Annotated in this window: 15 protein-coding genes and 1 riboswitch; all 15 genes read right to left on the bottom strand. The window is 42.4% G+C overall.

The window, feature by feature from the left end; genetic code table 11:
* Nucleotide 1 precedes the first annotated feature (1 nt).
* Nucleotides 2-520: an energy coupling factor transporter S component ThiW gene (gene thiW, locus BABA_RS02970; RefSeq protein WP_007083644.1), complete on the bottom strand. Its 519-nt coding sequence runs from the start codon at nucleotides 518-520 to the stop codon at nucleotides 2-4.
* 7 nt (nucleotides 521-527) lie between these two features.
* Complete coding sequence (thiE, locus tag BABA_RS02965) at nucleotides 528-1,166, bottom strand: thiamine phosphate synthase (protein WP_007083643.1); 639 nt, start codon at nucleotides 1,164-1,166, stop codon at nucleotides 528-530.
* Nucleotides 1,163-1,981, bottom strand: coding sequence for a bifunctional hydroxymethylpyrimidine kinase/phosphomethylpyrimidine kinase (thiD, locus tag BABA_RS02960; RefSeq protein ID WP_007083642.1), 819 nt, complete (start codon nucleotides 1,979-1,981; stop codon nucleotides 1,163-1,165). Before thiD ends, thiE begins: the two co-directional genes overlap by 4 nt.
* Before the next feature lies 1 nt (nucleotide 1,982).
* On the bottom strand, nucleotides 1,983-2,801 hold the full coding sequence (thiM, locus tag BABA_RS02955) for a hydroxyethylthiazole kinase (RefSeq protein ID WP_040345097.1): 819 nt from the start codon (nucleotides 2,799-2,801) through the stop codon (nucleotides 1,983-1,985).
* Nucleotides 2,802-2,881: 80 nt separating this feature from the next.
* A riboswitch (TPP riboswitch) is annotated at nucleotides 2,882-2,990 on the bottom strand.
* Nucleotides 2,991-3,091: 101 nt separating this feature from the next.
* Nucleotides 3,092-3,337, bottom strand: coding sequence for a glutaredoxin family protein (locus tag BABA_RS02950; protein ID WP_040345095.1), 246 nt, complete (start codon nucleotides 3,335-3,337; stop codon nucleotides 3,092-3,094).
* Between the two features lie 298 nt (nucleotides 3,338-3,635).
* Nucleotides 3,636-4,520: a UTP--glucose-1-phosphate uridylyltransferase GalU gene (gene galU, locus BABA_RS02945; RefSeq protein WP_007083639.1), complete on the bottom strand. Its 885-nt coding sequence runs from the start codon at nucleotides 4,518-4,520 to the stop codon at nucleotides 3,636-3,638.
* Nucleotides 4,521-4,547: 27 nt separating this feature from the next.
* A complete protein-coding gene (locus BABA_RS02940) occupies nucleotides 4,548-5,327 on the bottom strand; it encodes a HipA family kinase (RefSeq protein WP_007083638.1) in 780 nt (259 codons plus the stop codon).
* Nucleotides 5,328-6,422 (bottom strand): glycosyltransferase family 4 protein, encoded by a 1,095-nt coding sequence (locus BABA_RS02935; RefSeq protein ID WP_007083637.1) that lies wholly within the window; start codon nucleotides 6,420-6,422, stop codon nucleotides 5,328-5,330.
* A 67-nt stretch (nucleotides 6,423-6,489) separates the two neighbouring features.
* Nucleotides 6,490-7,515, bottom strand: coding sequence for a serine/threonine-protein kinase (locus BABA_RS02930; protein ID WP_007083636.1), 1,026 nt, complete (start codon nucleotides 7,513-7,515; stop codon nucleotides 6,490-6,492).
* A 198-nt stretch (nucleotides 7,516-7,713) separates the two neighbouring features.
* Nucleotides 7,714-8,997, bottom strand: coding sequence for a YjiH family protein (locus BABA_RS02925; protein WP_235749561.1), 1,284 nt, complete (start codon nucleotides 8,995-8,997; stop codon nucleotides 7,714-7,716).
* Nucleotides 8,998-9,139: 142 nt separating this feature from the next.
* Nucleotides 9,140-10,135, bottom strand: coding sequence for an agmatinase family protein (locus BABA_RS02920; RefSeq protein ID WP_007083634.1), 996 nt, complete (start codon nucleotides 10,133-10,135; stop codon nucleotides 9,140-9,142).
* Nucleotides 10,113-11,414, bottom strand: a complete 1,302-nt coding sequence (hutI, locus tag BABA_RS02915; RefSeq protein ID WP_040345037.1) for an imidazolonepropionase — start codon at nucleotides 11,412-11,414, stop codon at nucleotides 10,113-10,115. Before hutI ends, BABA_RS02920 begins: the two co-directional genes overlap by 23 nt.
* A gap of 12 nt (nucleotides 11,415-11,426) precedes the next feature.
* Nucleotides 11,427-13,100 carry a urocanate hydratase gene (hutU, locus tag BABA_RS02910; protein ID WP_007083632.1) on the bottom strand — a complete coding sequence of 558 codons (1,674 nt, stop codon included), beginning with the start codon at nucleotides 13,098-13,100 and terminating at the stop codon, nucleotides 11,427-11,429.
* 186 nt (nucleotides 13,101-13,286) lie between these two features.
* Nucleotides 13,287-14,801 (bottom strand): helix-turn-helix domain-containing protein, encoded by a 1,515-nt coding sequence (locus tag BABA_RS02905; protein WP_007083631.1) that lies wholly within the window; start codon nucleotides 14,799-14,801, stop codon nucleotides 13,287-13,289.
* A gap of 7 nt (nucleotides 14,802-14,808) precedes the next feature.
* Nucleotides 14,809-15,204, bottom strand: coding sequence for a hypothetical protein (locus tag BABA_RS02900; protein ID WP_157273088.1), 396 nt, complete (start codon nucleotides 15,202-15,204; stop codon nucleotides 14,809-14,811).
* Nucleotides 15,205-15,417 lie beyond the last annotated feature (213 nt).

Here is a 15,417-nt window from a genome sequence, read left to right as displayed (position 1 = left end):
CCTACTCCCCCAATTCATTGTTAAAAGAATGGCCAGCCCTAATCAAGACTTTCTTTCGTAAGAATACCGTTAAGATCACAAACCCTAGCAGAGCTCCCACAAACGAACTAAAGATAAATAATGGGATAAATCCAAATAAGGTTGCTTCCTTCCCTAAAAATAGAGTGGCAATTGGATAACATAGGATCGCACCAATAATCCCCGTTCCAATGACTTCCCCGATAAATGCTAAATAGATTTTTCTAGTTTTTAAAAATAATAGGGATGCAAGCAGCGCTCCGACCATACTGCCAGGAAAGGCAAAAATGGAACCCGTTCCCATTAGATTTCTTAGCAACGAGACACAAAAAGCCTGGGCGACAGCGTAAAACGGTCCCAATAGCACCGCTGACAATACATTCAAAAAGTGCTGAACTGGAAACACCTTTGTAAATCCAATCGGAATTGAAACCAGGCTGCTGGAGATAGTGCCAATCGCAATCATCATCGCCGTCAACGTCAGTTTATAAGTTTTCTTCATTTCCTTTTCACTCCCCTACGTTTTTTCTAATTGCTTTTGCTGCTTCCCTTGGTGACTCTGCATGGCTAATCGCGGTGATCACCGAAACACCATCTGCCCCTGCTTCCATAACGGAAGCGGCATTTTCGCTGGTAATTCCGCCAATTCCCACAATCGGGATGGTGTATCCATTTTTTCGCAGTGTTTCGATAAGGCTGGTTCCTTTAGATGGCTTGGCATCTTCCTTTGTTTTCGTCGGAAAAATAGGCCCAATCCCGAAATAATCAGCACCATTTTGCAATGCAATTATCGCCTCCTCCATCGAATGTACAGAAACCCCAAGAGTCATATCGCCAATCCTTTCCCTTACCGTTTTTACCGGCCCATCCTCTTGTCCGATATGAACTCCATCTGCCCCAATTGCAACCGCAAGCTCAATATCATCATTGACAATGAATGGAATATGGTTCTCCTTGCAGATTACTTGAAGTTCTTTTGCAAGGGTCAATTTTTCGGCACCGGATAGAGCCCCATCACCCTTTTCACGGAATTGAAAAAGGGTGATCCCACCGGCAATTGCTTCTTTTAATACAGCCTTTGGTTCTTTATAGCAGTTCGGGCTCCCCATTATAAAATAAACACGTATTAACTCACGTAAGTTATTCATGACTTTGCTAACTCCCTAATAAATTTTCTTTTTCCATAGGCCCAGTGGTTTGTCGGTCCATGACCGTTGCCAATTGAAATACCATCTTCAATGGCAGCTTGAATGAAATCCTTCGCTATTGATACTGCATCAAACACGGTGGAGCCCTTCGCTAATTCAGCGGTAATAACAGCCGAGAAGGTACATCCTGTTCCATGAGTGTTTTTCGTATGGATTCGCTTGCTCGTAAAGGTATGGAATTCATTCCCGTCAAAAAATAAATCAGTGGACGTTGTCTCATTTTCGTCATGACCGCCTTTAATCACGACATTTCTTACACCAAGGTCGCATAGCCTAACTGCCGCCTGTCTTTTATCCTCAAGAGTTTGAATTTTCATCCCCGTTAACACTTCCGCCTCTGGAATATTGGGTGTAATGACTTCGGCAAGCGGTAATAAATAATGTTTCATAGCGAAAATGGCTTCCTGTTGTAGTAAAGGGGCGCCGCCTTTGGCAATCATCACAGGATCGATAACCACATTTCTCCATCGGTATTTTTTGAGATAATCAGAAACAGTTTCGATAATTTCAGCGCTAAAAAGCATTCCTGTTTTTACCGCATCCGCCCCCATATCCTCTCCGATTGCTTCAATCTGTTTGGCGACCGCCTCTGCCGTCATCGGGTAAACAGCGTGGACTCCTACTGTATTTTGTGCCGTAACTGCAGTCACAGCTGACATGCCAAAAACCTCTAATTCCTGAAACGTCTTCAAATCTGCTTGAATCCCTGCACCGCCGCCGCTGTCAGACCCAGCGATTGTTAATGCTTTTCTCATCTTATATTCCCCCATTCCACTTTTTAACAGAAGCATAAATATTCATATCTTCAGAAGAAACCATTGATAATTGATTTAAAAATTCCATTTGGAAGCTGCCAGGCCCTAATGGAGCTATTTTCGCCGCTGCCTTATCCGCAGCAACACCATAGTAGGTTAAGGCAGCCACCGAAGCTTGAATTAGATCCTTTTCCACTCCTGCAAATGCACCAATCACCGAGGTTAGCAGGCAGCCAGTCCCCGTTACTTTTGTCAAAATGGGATGCCCATTTGTGACTATATAAGTTGTTTTCCCATCGGTGACGACGTCCTCTTTTCCTGTAATAACAACAACACAATGCAATTTCTCCGCAGCAGTGACCGCCAGTTCTATGGTGTTCCCTTTCCCTGCTCCTACATCAACGCCCTTAATTTCCCACTTCTCCCCAACGACATTGGCAATCTCGGCGGCATTTCCTCTAATCACGGCCACTTTGAGCTCATTCATTAATTTTTGTGCCGTATCTGTTCGATACGGTGTAGCGCCCGCACCAACTGGATCAAAGATAACGGGAACTCCATACGCATTGGCAGCCTTTCCCGCCAAGAACATCGCCTCTACCGTCTGCGGGTTTAATGTACCAATATTCAAAACTAGTGAACTCGCAATTTTTGCCATATCCGCGGCTTCTTCTTTGGCATTCGCCATAACTGGTGAAGCCCCCAGGGCAAGGAGCCCATTTGCTGTAAAATTAGTGACGACTACATTCGTCATATTATGTACTAGTGGGTTTTCCTCCCTAACCTTTTGTAATGTTTCTGCCAATTTACTTTTTTCCAAACCAATCTCCCCATTTCTTTTTAAAAATAAAAAAACCAGATCCATATTTGGACCTGGTTAGGTAGAAAGCGAATAAATAACAGTACGCTCGACTACTTTCCTACGCTGGTATTACCCAGATCAGGTCCAAAGGGTTAAAAACATAACGTTTTCTCTCAGCCTGATAACAGGGCACCCCTAGTAGATACATCACATATTAAATTAAGTACATATTACCGCTAATTACCATTGATGTAAAGAAAAATACTTGCCCGAGATTATGCACCATTCGGGATAAGTCTTCATGTCCCTTAATCCCTGATTTTCACAAAATCTATTAGTTCCTTAAGTTCATTGGTAAATCCTTTTACTGTTCGCTCGCCAACTACGGTCACGGGGACTCCCATAAAACCAAATTTCTCCACTTCCTTTTGATAGTCCGCGTTTGTCGACACATCCCGAATTTCAAAGGCAATCCCTTCTTGTGTGAGAACCTGTTTGACCATTGAGCATTCAATACAATCATTTGTCGTATAGACGATGACATGTTTATTCATAAATAAGCCCTCCCCAAAACCATATATTTCAACAAAATCCCTATGTAATGGTTCAAATGAAACAAATGCACTAGAATAGACGCCCTTCCGACATAATAACTCGAGAAATGTCTGAATATGCGCTTTCCCAAGCAATAAAGAGAAATTTCCTAAATTCATAATGGTAATACTATACACCATACCATCATAAGAAAAACCTTCACAAACTACAACCCACAAAGTCTCTCAAATATAAATATATGCAAAAAGAAAGGGCAATTTGTCCACCTCAGGTGGACAAATTGCCAAAAGTGTCTTTTTATGGTGCCTGACACCGTTTTACTATTTCTTCCAAATAGGTGAAAGTTTCATCTCTGGTGTCGTTTCTTTGGAGTGCAATGTCGATGGTTGCTTTGATGTAGCCGATTTTGTCACCGATGTCGTAGCGGTTTCCTTTGAAGTTGTAGCCTAAGACAGTCTGTTCCTTGTTTAATTCGTTTATGGCATCTGTTAGTTGCAATTCACTGCCTTGTCCAACCGGAAGCCGTTCCAATATGGGGAAAATCTTCGGGCTCAAAATATAACGCCCCATGACAGCTAAGGTAGACGGAGCCTCTTCTTTCATTGGTTTTTCAATAAATGATTCAATTGTACAGATGTCTGGTTTAATCATTGCCCCTTTTGTTTTAATGATGCCATATTTACTTACATCCTGTTCTGGAACATGTTGAATGGCAACAACTGAACTATTATAATCCTCAAATACATCAATCAGTTGTTTTAAACAAGGAACGTCCGCCAGTACTACATCATCGCCAAGCATCACCGCAAATGGTTCATCGCCAATAATATTTTGGGCACAAAGAATAGCATCCCCAAGTCCCTTCGGTTCCTTTTGGCGAACATAATAGATTTTCACTAAACTGGATATTTGTTGAACTTTCGCCAAATCTATTAGTTTGTTTTTTTTAAACAGCGTATCTTCAAGCTCATAGGATTTATCGAAGTGGTCCTCTATTGACCGTTTTCCCCTGCCTGTTATGATAATAATTTCCTCAATCCCCGACGCTGCGGCCTCTTCAACAATATATTGAATCGTGGGTTTATCAACAAGCGGAATCATTTCCTTTGGCACTGCTTTTGTTGCTGGTAAAAACCGTGTCCCGAGCCCTGCAGCTGGAATAATGGCCTTACGGATTTTCATAAACTCCCTCCCTTCTAAAAATATTTCTTACTTTTCGTCATTAGTATGCAATGGTCGATAAACCTTTTTTAAAAACTTTTGCGTCAACTGCGGCAGAATGGCCTTCCTTCTCGTTACCAAGGTAGTCACAATCGCCTTCTTTTCCTCTTTTGACACATGCCAGTCCTCAGGGATGAGCGAGACAATTTCCTCCATTAAAAGAATAGGCATCGTTTGAATCAACTCCAGATGTTCAGTAAAACTCTGTTCGTTTTCAATATATTGCGCCATTAATTGATGTGTGGCACTTTTCAATACTTCCACTGGCAAACTTTCCAAATCAGCATTCAGCCAATTGTAGGTTCCGAAAATTTCTGCCTGATCAATCATCCACAATTGGTAACAATCTCCCACTACCTCTCGCAAAAGAATATTTTTACGAGTGCGGTCTTGATTACATAACCAATAATCCAATAAAATGATTCCTGCCAGTGATTGATGGTTAACAATATTGGATACATTGGTAACTTGATGCCCATTTAGGCAATCAGGGACATACACGGAGGCGAATTGGTACTGCATTTGATGCATCTGGGCGAGTTCAGGGATCTCCGAAGAAAATTTTTGGGGTATATCCACTATACAAGCATATGGTACCGGTAATCCTAGGTATCTTGCTAGACAATAACCAACCCATTCATTCGGCAAGGTTTTTTCGAAGCCCGGTTGAAAATATTTGACCACATAATCCCTGCCATCATTAAACGTGATTAAATGGGCATTCGATTTCCCTTCCAATTTCTTAAGATACGCAGCGGGCTTAATCATCTAGCCTCCCCCCCCATCCACACCTAATTTTTTTAACAACTGAATATAATCATCGGCTACTGCTTCTATTGAGAAGTTTTGTTGAACATGATCAATTGCTGCCTGTGACATTCGTTGTTGGACATTCCGGTCATCTAAGATCTGATATAATTGCGTGACCGCATCATCGACATTTTGTCCGCGAAAAAGCAGACCTGTCTCGCTTTCTGGTACCAATTCTGTAACTGGCATCATTCTGGAAGCAACAACGGGAACTCCGCAGATCATCGATTCAATAAACGTATTGCCAAACGATTCGGACTTAGTTGTCGCAAGGGTGCAGCCGCCGGATTCGCGAATTTTCGCATACACATGAGGCATTTGCTGATAGGGAATCACTGGAAACCACTTGATCATGTCCGTGAGACCTTCTTCATGCCAAGCAGCTTTAAACTCTTCACGCTGGACACTTTGTGCACCGCCTATAATCCAAATTTCAATATCACTGCGCTCACTTTTAATCTTCTTTGCGACCTCGATCAGCATGGGCCAATTCTTACGTTTGTCCAATCTGCCAATCCAGCCGATAATTTTTTTCTCCTTTGGCAGCGTGGGAGCGGTGTTAAAGTCGATTTCCTCAATGGGTAATGCCCGGAAAAATGATGTGTCGACACCGTTGTAAATAACAGTTATCGGTACATCATTTGTCAAAATAGAAACTAACCGTTTTTGATAGTTTGAAGGGACAATAATTAAATCCGGCTGAATACCTTTAAAGGAAGTAAGGTGCGGCATGAGCTTAATCAGCTCTGGAGTCCGCGCTTCGATAATAACTGGACCCTGATATTTAGCCTTGCGGATCCATTTATAAGCGGCACCAGTATCGACAACAATGATCGCGTCATAGGCATTTTTCTTAATAATGTTAATAATCTCTTTTTCATCCTTCGTTAAATAAACCGGTGCAACATCCTGCATAATATGCAGCCCGCCGTGGTCTGTCGTGTATAAAAATTCGGTATCAATCCCCTGCTGTTTAAAATAAATCGAGCGGTTTCTCCATCCGGCATTTACCCCGCCAACAGTGAGTAGCCGCCAGATTACTAAAACTTTCATTTAGCCTACTCCTTTTTTATTTTTTGGATCTCCTCTTTTTAAAAATAACTATCATTTTTGCTGATAGTTAGCTATGATGGTGTTTCCTATTTTTAGGACCACCTTTTCGATCACGTTCACTGTATTTTTCTCCCTCAAATCGCTTTCTGTTGTGGTGTTTATCGACATCACGGCGGCTTTCACCAACGAATCGTTTTCCTTTATTTTGATCTCGATCTTGATCCCTGTCTCCTATTCGTTCTCCTTCACGGACTATCTCCGTCTCGCGGGAATCCCAGTATTCATCTATTTTTTTCATAACATCTTCCGGATCGGTACCGCGTGCAAGCATTGTTTTGACCCATTCCTCTTTAAATACCTTGTGGACTAACCCTTGTAGCTGCGCAACATATTTTCCCTCATCCTCTGTTGTGAGCAGCTGTTTACTTAAATTTTTCAAGGAATCTTTGTCAGGTTTTTCCGGCAGTAAAATTTGATAGATTTGATGAGAAATCTCTTCCATTCGGATATAGTGCAACCATTCTGCATACACTTCCGGAGCCAATTCTTGAACATGTCCTAGAAAAATGGCCTTATTTTCTTCCCCTAGTGAAGTTAGTAATTTCCGTGGATACGGATAAACACGATCACGCCAAACCGTTCTTGCAACATCAATTACCTTCAAACTGCCATCCGGCTGCAAGTAAATTTGCCGTTTATGATGGTCAATTCTCTCATAGCCAATTGCTTTAAACGTAATTAACATCACGAGTAGTTTGGCAGAGAGTGATTCTGTAAGCGGCTGGGATTGTAGATATTCACGAATGTCCACGCCTCTAACAATATCCATGGCTATATAGAGCTGTCCTTTCGCATGTATTTTTGGAAAAAGGTTTGTATCTTTACCAAGAGATAAGGCGTAGTGTTCTCGTTCACAATCCTCTTCATTACCGAATACCTTTACACAAACATCCTCAGAAACCTGGAAGACTGCTCCTTGACGTCCCTTCCCCAGCATAATTAATGGTGAGTTGTTAACGACTTCTACATCTGCATTCACTTGATTTTGAACTTTAATTTCTTTTAACCATTTGTTTAATTGTTTACTATCCACTTTTCTCCTCCTTGTTAACTTCCTGGTACTTTTTGCAGCTTGTCTAAAAGATTAATATGAAAAACACCGAATCTCAGTTGTTGCCTACTATAGTTAATTCAAGTATGGTGGAAAAGGTTAAGGCAGACGTCTAAAAAACAAAAAAATGGACAACGATAAATGCTATCGTTGTCCATCCATAATTAAAATTGACTATTTTTAAAGCAATAAATAGGCAAGCGGTGCAGTGATTAAAATCGTTAGGACAACTCGTTCAAACCAGATCACCACAAGTTTGCCGATAGTTAGTGGGATTTCTGTTGATAAAATACATGGAACAACTGCTGAGAAAAAGATGATGGACGAGACGGAAACTACTGCGATGACAAATTTCGTCACAACTGCTGCTTTTGTCACTAATAGTGCCGGCAAGAACATTTCCGCTATTCCAACGGCACTTGCTTTTGCAGCCAACATTGGATCAGGCAGCTGAACAAGTGCTGTAAATGGATAGAAAATATATCCCAACCAATCAAATACTGGCGTGAACTCGACCAAAATTAGTCCAAGCAAACCAACTGACATGATAGAAGGTAAAATACCCATTGTCATGACAAAACCATCTTTGAGGTTGTCCCAAATATTTTTACCAAAGCTAGGTGATTCGTTTGCTGTAATCATCGCCTCTTTCCAGGCAGTTTTCACTCGGTCTTTTTTAATGATAACTTCTTGATCCCCTTCCATTTCCTGATAGTAAGAATCACTCATTTTCGATAATGGCCAAATTCTAACAGTAATGGCCGTAACGATAAAAGTAACCACCAAAGTAATCCAAAAATAAGCATTCCACATATCCATGATATTTAGTGTTTTCGCGACCACAATCATAAATGTCGCGGATACAGTAGAGAATCCAGTTGCGATAATCGCAGCTTCCTTTATGGAATATTTACCTTCTTTAAAAACACGATTCGTAATTAGTAGACCAATAGAGTAGCTTCCTACAAACGAGGCAACTGCATCGATTGCCGATCTCCCGGGTGTCTTCCAAATCGGGCGCATCACCGGCTGCATGAATATTCCGATAAATTCAAGTAAGCCATATCCCACTAATAGGGCAAGAAAGACTGAGCCGATTGGCACTAACAATCCTACCGAAATAACAAGCTTATTAAAAAGAAATGGTGCCATATCGGGATCAAAAAACCACTTTGGTCCGATATTAAACACGAGCATCGTACCTGCAACAAAACCAAATACCTTTAAGACTGAAAAGACTAATGTAACCTTGTCCTTATTCCACGTTTTCTTATAAAACGGATAAATGGCACCCAATAAAATAACTAATAATGCATAATAGGGCAAAACACCCGGTATTGCTAATTGAATATAGGAAACAAAATGGTCGAGCATGATCGATGATTTTCCATTCAACGTAATAGGAACAAAAAACACAAAAATGCCAATCGCACTGAAAACAAAAAATTTCATCATATTCAACATATTACTATTCTCAAACTCAGGCTGATTTGCCTTAACTAACGGCTGATTTTCCATACCCATCCCCCTAAAATAATATTTTCCTAGTTCGAATACCATCAAACTTAGGCATCCGACCACCAAAGGTGGCCGTGGTGCCTGACACCTATCTCATCATTACCCCTGTGAGAAACGTTAAAAATACGTGGGTGCCGAGTTTGACGGTTGGCTGTACATGGGTATCTTTTAGTGGGTCGAGGCAGACGATGTCCATTGCCTTTACTTTTGGATGCTTGGCAGCGGCTAGTACCCCTTCTAGCAGTTCAGCTGTTGTCATGCCCCCCGGTGTTGAAGCCGGTACCCCTGGAGCATAGGCAATATCTAGTACATCCATGTCCACCGTTAAATAAATAGTGTCTACCTTTTCTGACAATTCCTCTAAACACTGGCGGACGGTTTCTTCCATCCCTTTTTTCCTTGCCTTTCGCAGCGTAATGTAGTTGACACTATGCTCGTCAGCGTACATCTTTAAATCCTTTGTATTGAAAAATCCGTGCAAACCGATGTTGTACATATCGGATCCTTTCACTACACCGCTTTCGATCAAATTCCTCATTGGTGTCCCGTTCGACGGGCCGTTATCTGTCATGTCCCGTAAATCAAAATGGGTATCAAACTGGATAATCCCAATTTTCTCGTCCGGACGAGCCTGATGCATTCCCTTTACCATCATCGCCGTAATCGAATGATCGCCGCCAATCGCACACACCTTTGACGCCGAAAAATGTTCTTGGATTGCAGCAGAGGCCTCAATAATATTATCATGACAGCGGCGAATATCTGTGACATGCATCGGAACATCGCCTACATCAACCGCCACCCTTGACGATAGATCCATATCTTCATCCAAATTATAGGTGGTAAATCCCTTCCAGGCACGGCGGAAAGCATCCGGGAATTCAGAAGCACCCGAGGCACTGATGGATGAACGGGAAAGCGGGACGCCGACCACTACAAAATCGGCGTCCGTACTTTTTTCAGAATCAGTTTTGGCAGAAAGCGGCTGAATCCACTCGTGAACCTTAACCACATTATCCGCATCCTCTGGCCTTACCCAGGTAAAACTTGGCGGATTTAACTTAGGATAGAGAAAGCTCTTCAACTAAATGCCCCCCTCTAACAACCACCTGACCATTTTTCACCACTGTATCGGTATGGTTTACTCCATAAGAGTATTGTAGCTTCATATAATTCTCGATATTAAAAATCGTCACATCGCCTTTTTTCCCCACTTCCAAACTGCCAATCTCTTGACCTCGATTAAGCGCATGTGCTGCATTAATCGTTGTTGCCGTGATCACCTCTGCAGGTGTCATCCCCATTTTTAAACAGCCAAGATTCATAATAAATGGCAGCGAGACGGTTGGTGATGAGCCTGGATTGCAATCTGTTGACAATGCAACCGGCACCCCAAGGTCAATCATTTTTCGGCCGTTTGCAGATTCAGCCATTAAAAAGTAAGCTGTCCCAGGCAGTAACACGCCGACCACACCTTTTTCCGCCATGGCCCTCATTCCTTTTTCCGATGCCTTTAATAAATGATCCGCAGAAATAGCGCCAACTTCTGCCGCCAGTTCTGCCCCTTCATAGGGCTCAATTTCGTCCGCATGAATCTTTGGAATTAACCCATGGCGCTTCCCGGCTTCAAGAATCACCCGTGATTGCTCCGGAGTAAAAACGCCGTGCTCACAGAACACATCGTTAAATTCCGCAAGTCCGAGTTCCGCCACCATTGGAATCATTTCTTCCACAAGTAAACGAACAAACTCATCTGGATTTTCCTTATATTCCTTCGGGACTGCGTGTGCCCCCATAAAGGTAGAAACGACATCAATGACATGATTTTCATTCAATCGTTTCGCTACTTCCAACTGCTTACGTTCGGTTTCCCATTCCATTCCATAGCCGCTTTTCGCTTCAACAGTCGTGACCCCGTGGCGCAAGAATTGATTTAACCTTCCATAGCTAGCATGAAAAAGTTCTTCATTTGACGCAGCCTTTGTCGCCCTTGTTGTCGCATGTATGCCGCCACCTGCGTTCATGATGTCCATGTACGTTGCACCCTGCAGACGCATATTAAATTCATTTTCCCTGCTGCCGGCAAATACCAAATGGGTATGCGGGTCGACAAGGCCTGGCGTAACAAGCTTGCCGCTTGCATCGACCACTTCAGCTTCATCAAGACGACCTTCGAACATCGCCAAAAGTTCTTCATCCGTGCCCACCGCTTGAATGACACCATCTTCGATCCACACACTGCCGTTCTCAATAATACCAAGCTCAGACATCGCTTCCTTTACAAGGGGAGCATGTGCCCCCCCCTGTAAAGTAACGAGCTGATTCGCATTTCTGATAAAAATTGCTTTACTCAACGCCAACATCCTCTCCGTCTATTAGTCTTGCTGCAACATCGGCATTTTAATGCCTTTTTCTTTTGCCGTCTTAATCGCTAGGTCATATCCGGCATCCGCATGACGGACAACCCCCATGCCAGGGTCAGTGGTTAGAACACGCTGTAAGCGTACCTCTGCATCTTTCGTACCATCAGCAACAATAACCATTCCGGAGTGCTGTGAATACCCCATCCCAACACCGCCGCCATGATGAAGCGAAATCCAGCTTGCGCCGCCAACCGCATTGATCATCGCATTTAAAATCGGCCAGTCGGATACTGCATCACTTCCGTCTTTCATTGCCTCTGTTTCACGGTTTGGTGAAGCAACAGAACCGGCATCTAAATGATCTCGGCCAATAACGATTGGTGCAGAAACCTCGCCAGAAGCAACCATATCATTGATCACTTTACCAAAGCGGGCACGGTCTCCGTATCCTAGCCAGCAAATACGGGCAGGGAGTCCTTGGAACGCGATTCTTTCTTGCGCCATTCTCACCCATTTGCAAAGGTGCTCATCATCCTTGAACTCACGAAGTAATGCTTCATCAATTTTGCGAATATCTTCAGGGTCGCCAGAAAGTGCTGCCCAGCGGAACGGTCCTTTTCCTTCACAGAATAACGGACGAATGTAAGCGGGTACAAATCCAGGGAAATCAAATGCATTTTCAACTCCTTCATCCTTTGCCACTTGACGAATGTTGTTACCGTAATCAAATGTAACTGCACCTTTTTCCTGCATTTTCAACATTGCCTTTACATGTGTGGCCATGCTTTGTTTAGAAAGTTCCACATACTTAGCTGGATCTGCCATACGTAATTCAGCTGCCGCTTCTAAAGAATAGCCAACTGGCACATAGCCGTTAAGTGGATCATGTGCTGAAGTTTGGTCTGTTAACACATCCGGGTTGAAGCCTTTTTCAATCATTAACGGTAAAATTTCCGCCGCATTTCCAAGTAAACCAATCGAAAGCGCCTTGCCTGCTGCCTTAGCTTCATGCGCCAATTTCAATGCCTCGTCAAGGTCATTCGTTTTTACATCAAGGTATCTCGTTTCAATTCGACGGTCAATTCTTGTTTCATCCACATCAATCGCAAGACAAACACCATCATTCATCGTGACAGCTAATGGCTGTGCGCCGCCCATGCCGCCAAGTCCGGCAGTTAAGGTGATGGTGTGTTTTAATGTGCCGCCATACTCCTGACGAGCAAGCTCGGCAAATGTTTCATACGTCCCTTGAACAATTCCTTGGCTGCCAATATAGATCCAGCTGCCGGCCGTCATTTGTCCGTACATCATCAAGCCCTTTTTATCAAGCTCATGGAAATGCTCCCAATTCGCCCATGCTGGGACGAGGTTGGAGTTTGCAAGCAATACTCTTGGGGCATCCTTATGAGATTTCCAAACAACCACCGGTTTACCTGATTGAATTAACAAGGTTTCATCCTCTTCTAACTCTAAAAGCGTTTTCACAATCGCGTCATAAGACTCCCAATTACGGGCTGCCTTACCAATCCCTCCGTAAACCACTAAATCCTCCGGTCTTTCCGCCACCTCCTGGTCAAGGTTGTTCATCAACATCCGTAGTGCGGCCTCTTGAATCCAGCCCTTTGCATGTAATTCCGTTCCTTTATAATTGGTAATAACCCGTTTATTTGCTGTATTCGCTTCCATTCATTTCACTCCTTATTTTTCATCATATGCTTATTATAAAAATATAATTTTCTGAAAAATAGAGTTGAATAATCAGAAAAATGATAAAATGCACAGTTAAATCAATACTTTTTTTAGAGTTAGTCCGACTTAAATGATAATATCCTTACAAAATGATATTTTTTATAGAAAAAAAGGACAGTTTCACTAAACTGTCCTTTTGTCACTTTTATTCCACTCGGGTTTTTGTAAGCGAAATTCCCTTGGCGTCATCCCGCATAATTCTTTAAACATTCTGCTAAAATAATTGGCATTTTGGTAACCCGTCAACATGGAAATCTCTTTTACCGGCTTTCTTGTTTCATTTAATAATCGTTTGGCTTCTTTCATTCGGATCGCTGCCAGCACCTCTGTAAAACTTGAACCGGTTTTCGTGATCAGCAAATGACTAAAATAGGAAGGATTGCGATCGACATATTGGGCTACATCTTCCAATCTTAGACTGTTATTGAAAAAATTCGCCTTCATATACGATATGCCCATTTCAATCGGATCTTGTTTCACTTTTTGCATGCTAATTTCAGCACCAACAAATATTTTTTGACTAAATAAAATGAGGTTTTGCACCGTTCGATATAGAACCGTATCATATAAAATCGAGTTAAAGATAGTTCGGTAATCTTGTTCATGACTTGGATCGTCGTTGAGATTGTAGGTTTTCATAAATCTTCTAACTTGCGCCAATATACTCGTTAGCCTTATTCGAACTAAACCTGGATCCGGATAGGGATCAGATAAATGGAGAAATTCATCATAGAGCCATTTTTTTATTTTTTCCAAATTGAGATTTGTCAGCATGTCGACCCATTCCCGTTGTTCCGGTGGTGTTAAAAAAGGATCGATATGCCCCCATTCCGGTGAAAATTCCAACTCAACCACTTGCCGGTAGCCTTTATAATAGGTAAACTCCAGCATTTTCCGCGTTTGCAGGTATTTCTGATTTAAGGTCATCGCTGAGGTGTTCCCTTTATGTACGACAATCGCCAATGGATCGGAATATTCTTCCTCCCACTTTCTCATTGCTTTTTGACATTGTTCTGTCATGTTACGGCACGTATCCTTGAATAAAAGCACCACCATATCACTCAGTGCGAAAATGCCGCGGCTGTCCATAAACGGATATTCCGAGATAAAAGAATAGAGTGTTGGTACCATTTCAATACATTCGGTCTGTAAAGCAGCTATTTTAACATGATCGGCTGTTGACTCCTGCTGCGAGAGGAATAATCCTTCATATGAAATGTCTTTATGTGAATGCGGAAGGTGGAAGCTATCAGTTTGAAATTTCGTGCTCAGTCTTCGTGAAGCTTTTTGGAAGGCCGATTTTACCTTTGTCGTCGAAAAAGGTTTAATCATTAAGTCCAATGCCTGCATATCGATTGCCAGACGCGCCTTTTCAAAAGTTGCTTCCGCGCTTGATAAAAGGAGGATGGGATCATAAATTTGCATCAGGTCTCGAAAGCCGGACCACTCCTCTTTGCTAATCATGTCGAGCTCCAAAAGGACAATATCGGGGGATTCTTTTTCAAAGGTCACAATAAATTCTTGATAGGTAGCTGCTAAAAAAATTTCCGACACCGCGATAGAAGATGTCTTTAATAACCATTTTAACCCTTCCCGCTCATTCAAATCCCGATCGGCAATTAGCCATTTACCTTCCATTATAAATTCACCACTTTACATGAGGTCTTGTGAACAAAATCGCTAGGCATAGCCCACTGATCGTGGCAAGAAGAAATGTCACTCCGGTTGACAGTGCTAGGAATTTGATGATTGCGCCGTAACTTTCATTCGCGATACTAACTAGGGCTCTCTGAAATACTGGTTTATACAGAAGAAAATAAGGGACGAGAACCAATGGAACCGCAAGCCAATTTCGCCCAAGTAAATATTTCGTTAACAGAAAATAAATAACAGCGAAAAGAATAGCAAATCCGTAAACAAATAAATTTATGTATTGTAACGCTCGACCAGGCTGATCTAAAAAAGCTACTAAAGCCAGATACATGATCCAAAATAGCGCCATCAAAAGAGAAACAACCTGCGTCTTCAATAAAAACTTCATCTCACCTTCACCCCAAAACCTACCATAACATAAAATGGTGCCTGACACCATAAACTGTACTACCACAATGATAATACGATAAAAGGACAAATGGGATCCAGAGGGGATCCCATTTGTCCTTTTTTGTTGTCTAGCTACAGCGCCCTAGCGGCTAGTGTCCTTCGCGCTCCGCCCTACGATAAGTCAACATCGGGCAGCGAAGCTCACCGTGTT

The organism is Neobacillus bataviensis LMG 21833 (assembly GCF_000307875.1).
GTDB lineage: Bacteria > Bacillota > Bacilli > Bacillales > Cytobacillaceae > Neobacillus > Neobacillus bataviensis.
This window is presented reverse-complemented; position numbering and strand designations above follow the sequence as displayed.

Coding starts and splice junctions, on each gene's coding strand:
- thiW (WP_007083644.1), bottom strand. CDS start 520: ATGAAGAAAACTTATAAACTGACGTTGACGGCGATGATGATTGCGATT.
- thiE (WP_007083643.1), bottom strand. CDS start 1,166: ATGAATAACTTACGTGAGTTAATACGTGTTTATTTTATAATGGGGAGC.
- thiD (WP_007083642.1), bottom strand. CDS start 1,981: ATGAGAAAAGCATTAACAATCGCTGGGTCTGACAGCGGCGGCGGTGCA.
- BABA_RS02950 (WP_040345095.1), bottom strand. CDS start 3,337: ATGAATAAACATGTCATCGTCTATACGACAAATGATTGTATTGAATGC.
- galU (WP_007083639.1), bottom strand. CDS start 4,520: ATGAAAATCCGTAAGGCCATTATTCCAGCTGCAGGGCTCGGGACACGG.
- BABA_RS02940 (WP_007083638.1), bottom strand. CDS start 5,327: ATGATTAAGCCCGCTGCGTATCTTAAGAAATTGGAAGGGAAATCGAAT.
- BABA_RS02935 (WP_007083637.1), bottom strand. CDS start 6,422: ATGAAAGTTTTAGTAATCTGGCGGCTACTCACTGTTGGCGGGGTAAAT.
- BABA_RS02925 (WP_235749561.1), bottom strand. CDS start 8,997: ATGTTGAATATGATGAAATTTTTTGTTTTCAGTGCGATTGGCATTTTT.
- hutI (WP_040345037.1), bottom strand. CDS start 11,414: ATGTTGGCGTTGAGTAAAGCAATTTTTATCAGAAATGCGAATCAGCTC.
- hutU (WP_007083632.1), bottom strand. CDS start 13,100: ATGGAAGCGAATACAGCAAATAAACGGGTTATTACCAATTATAAAGGA.
- BABA_RS02905 (WP_007083631.1), bottom strand. CDS start 14,801: ATGGAAGGTAAATGGCTAATTGCCGATCGGGATTTGAATGAGCGGGAA.
- BABA_RS02900 (WP_157273088.1), bottom strand. CDS start 15,204: ATGAAGTTTTTATTGAAGACGCAGGTTGTTTCTCTTTTGATGGCGCTA.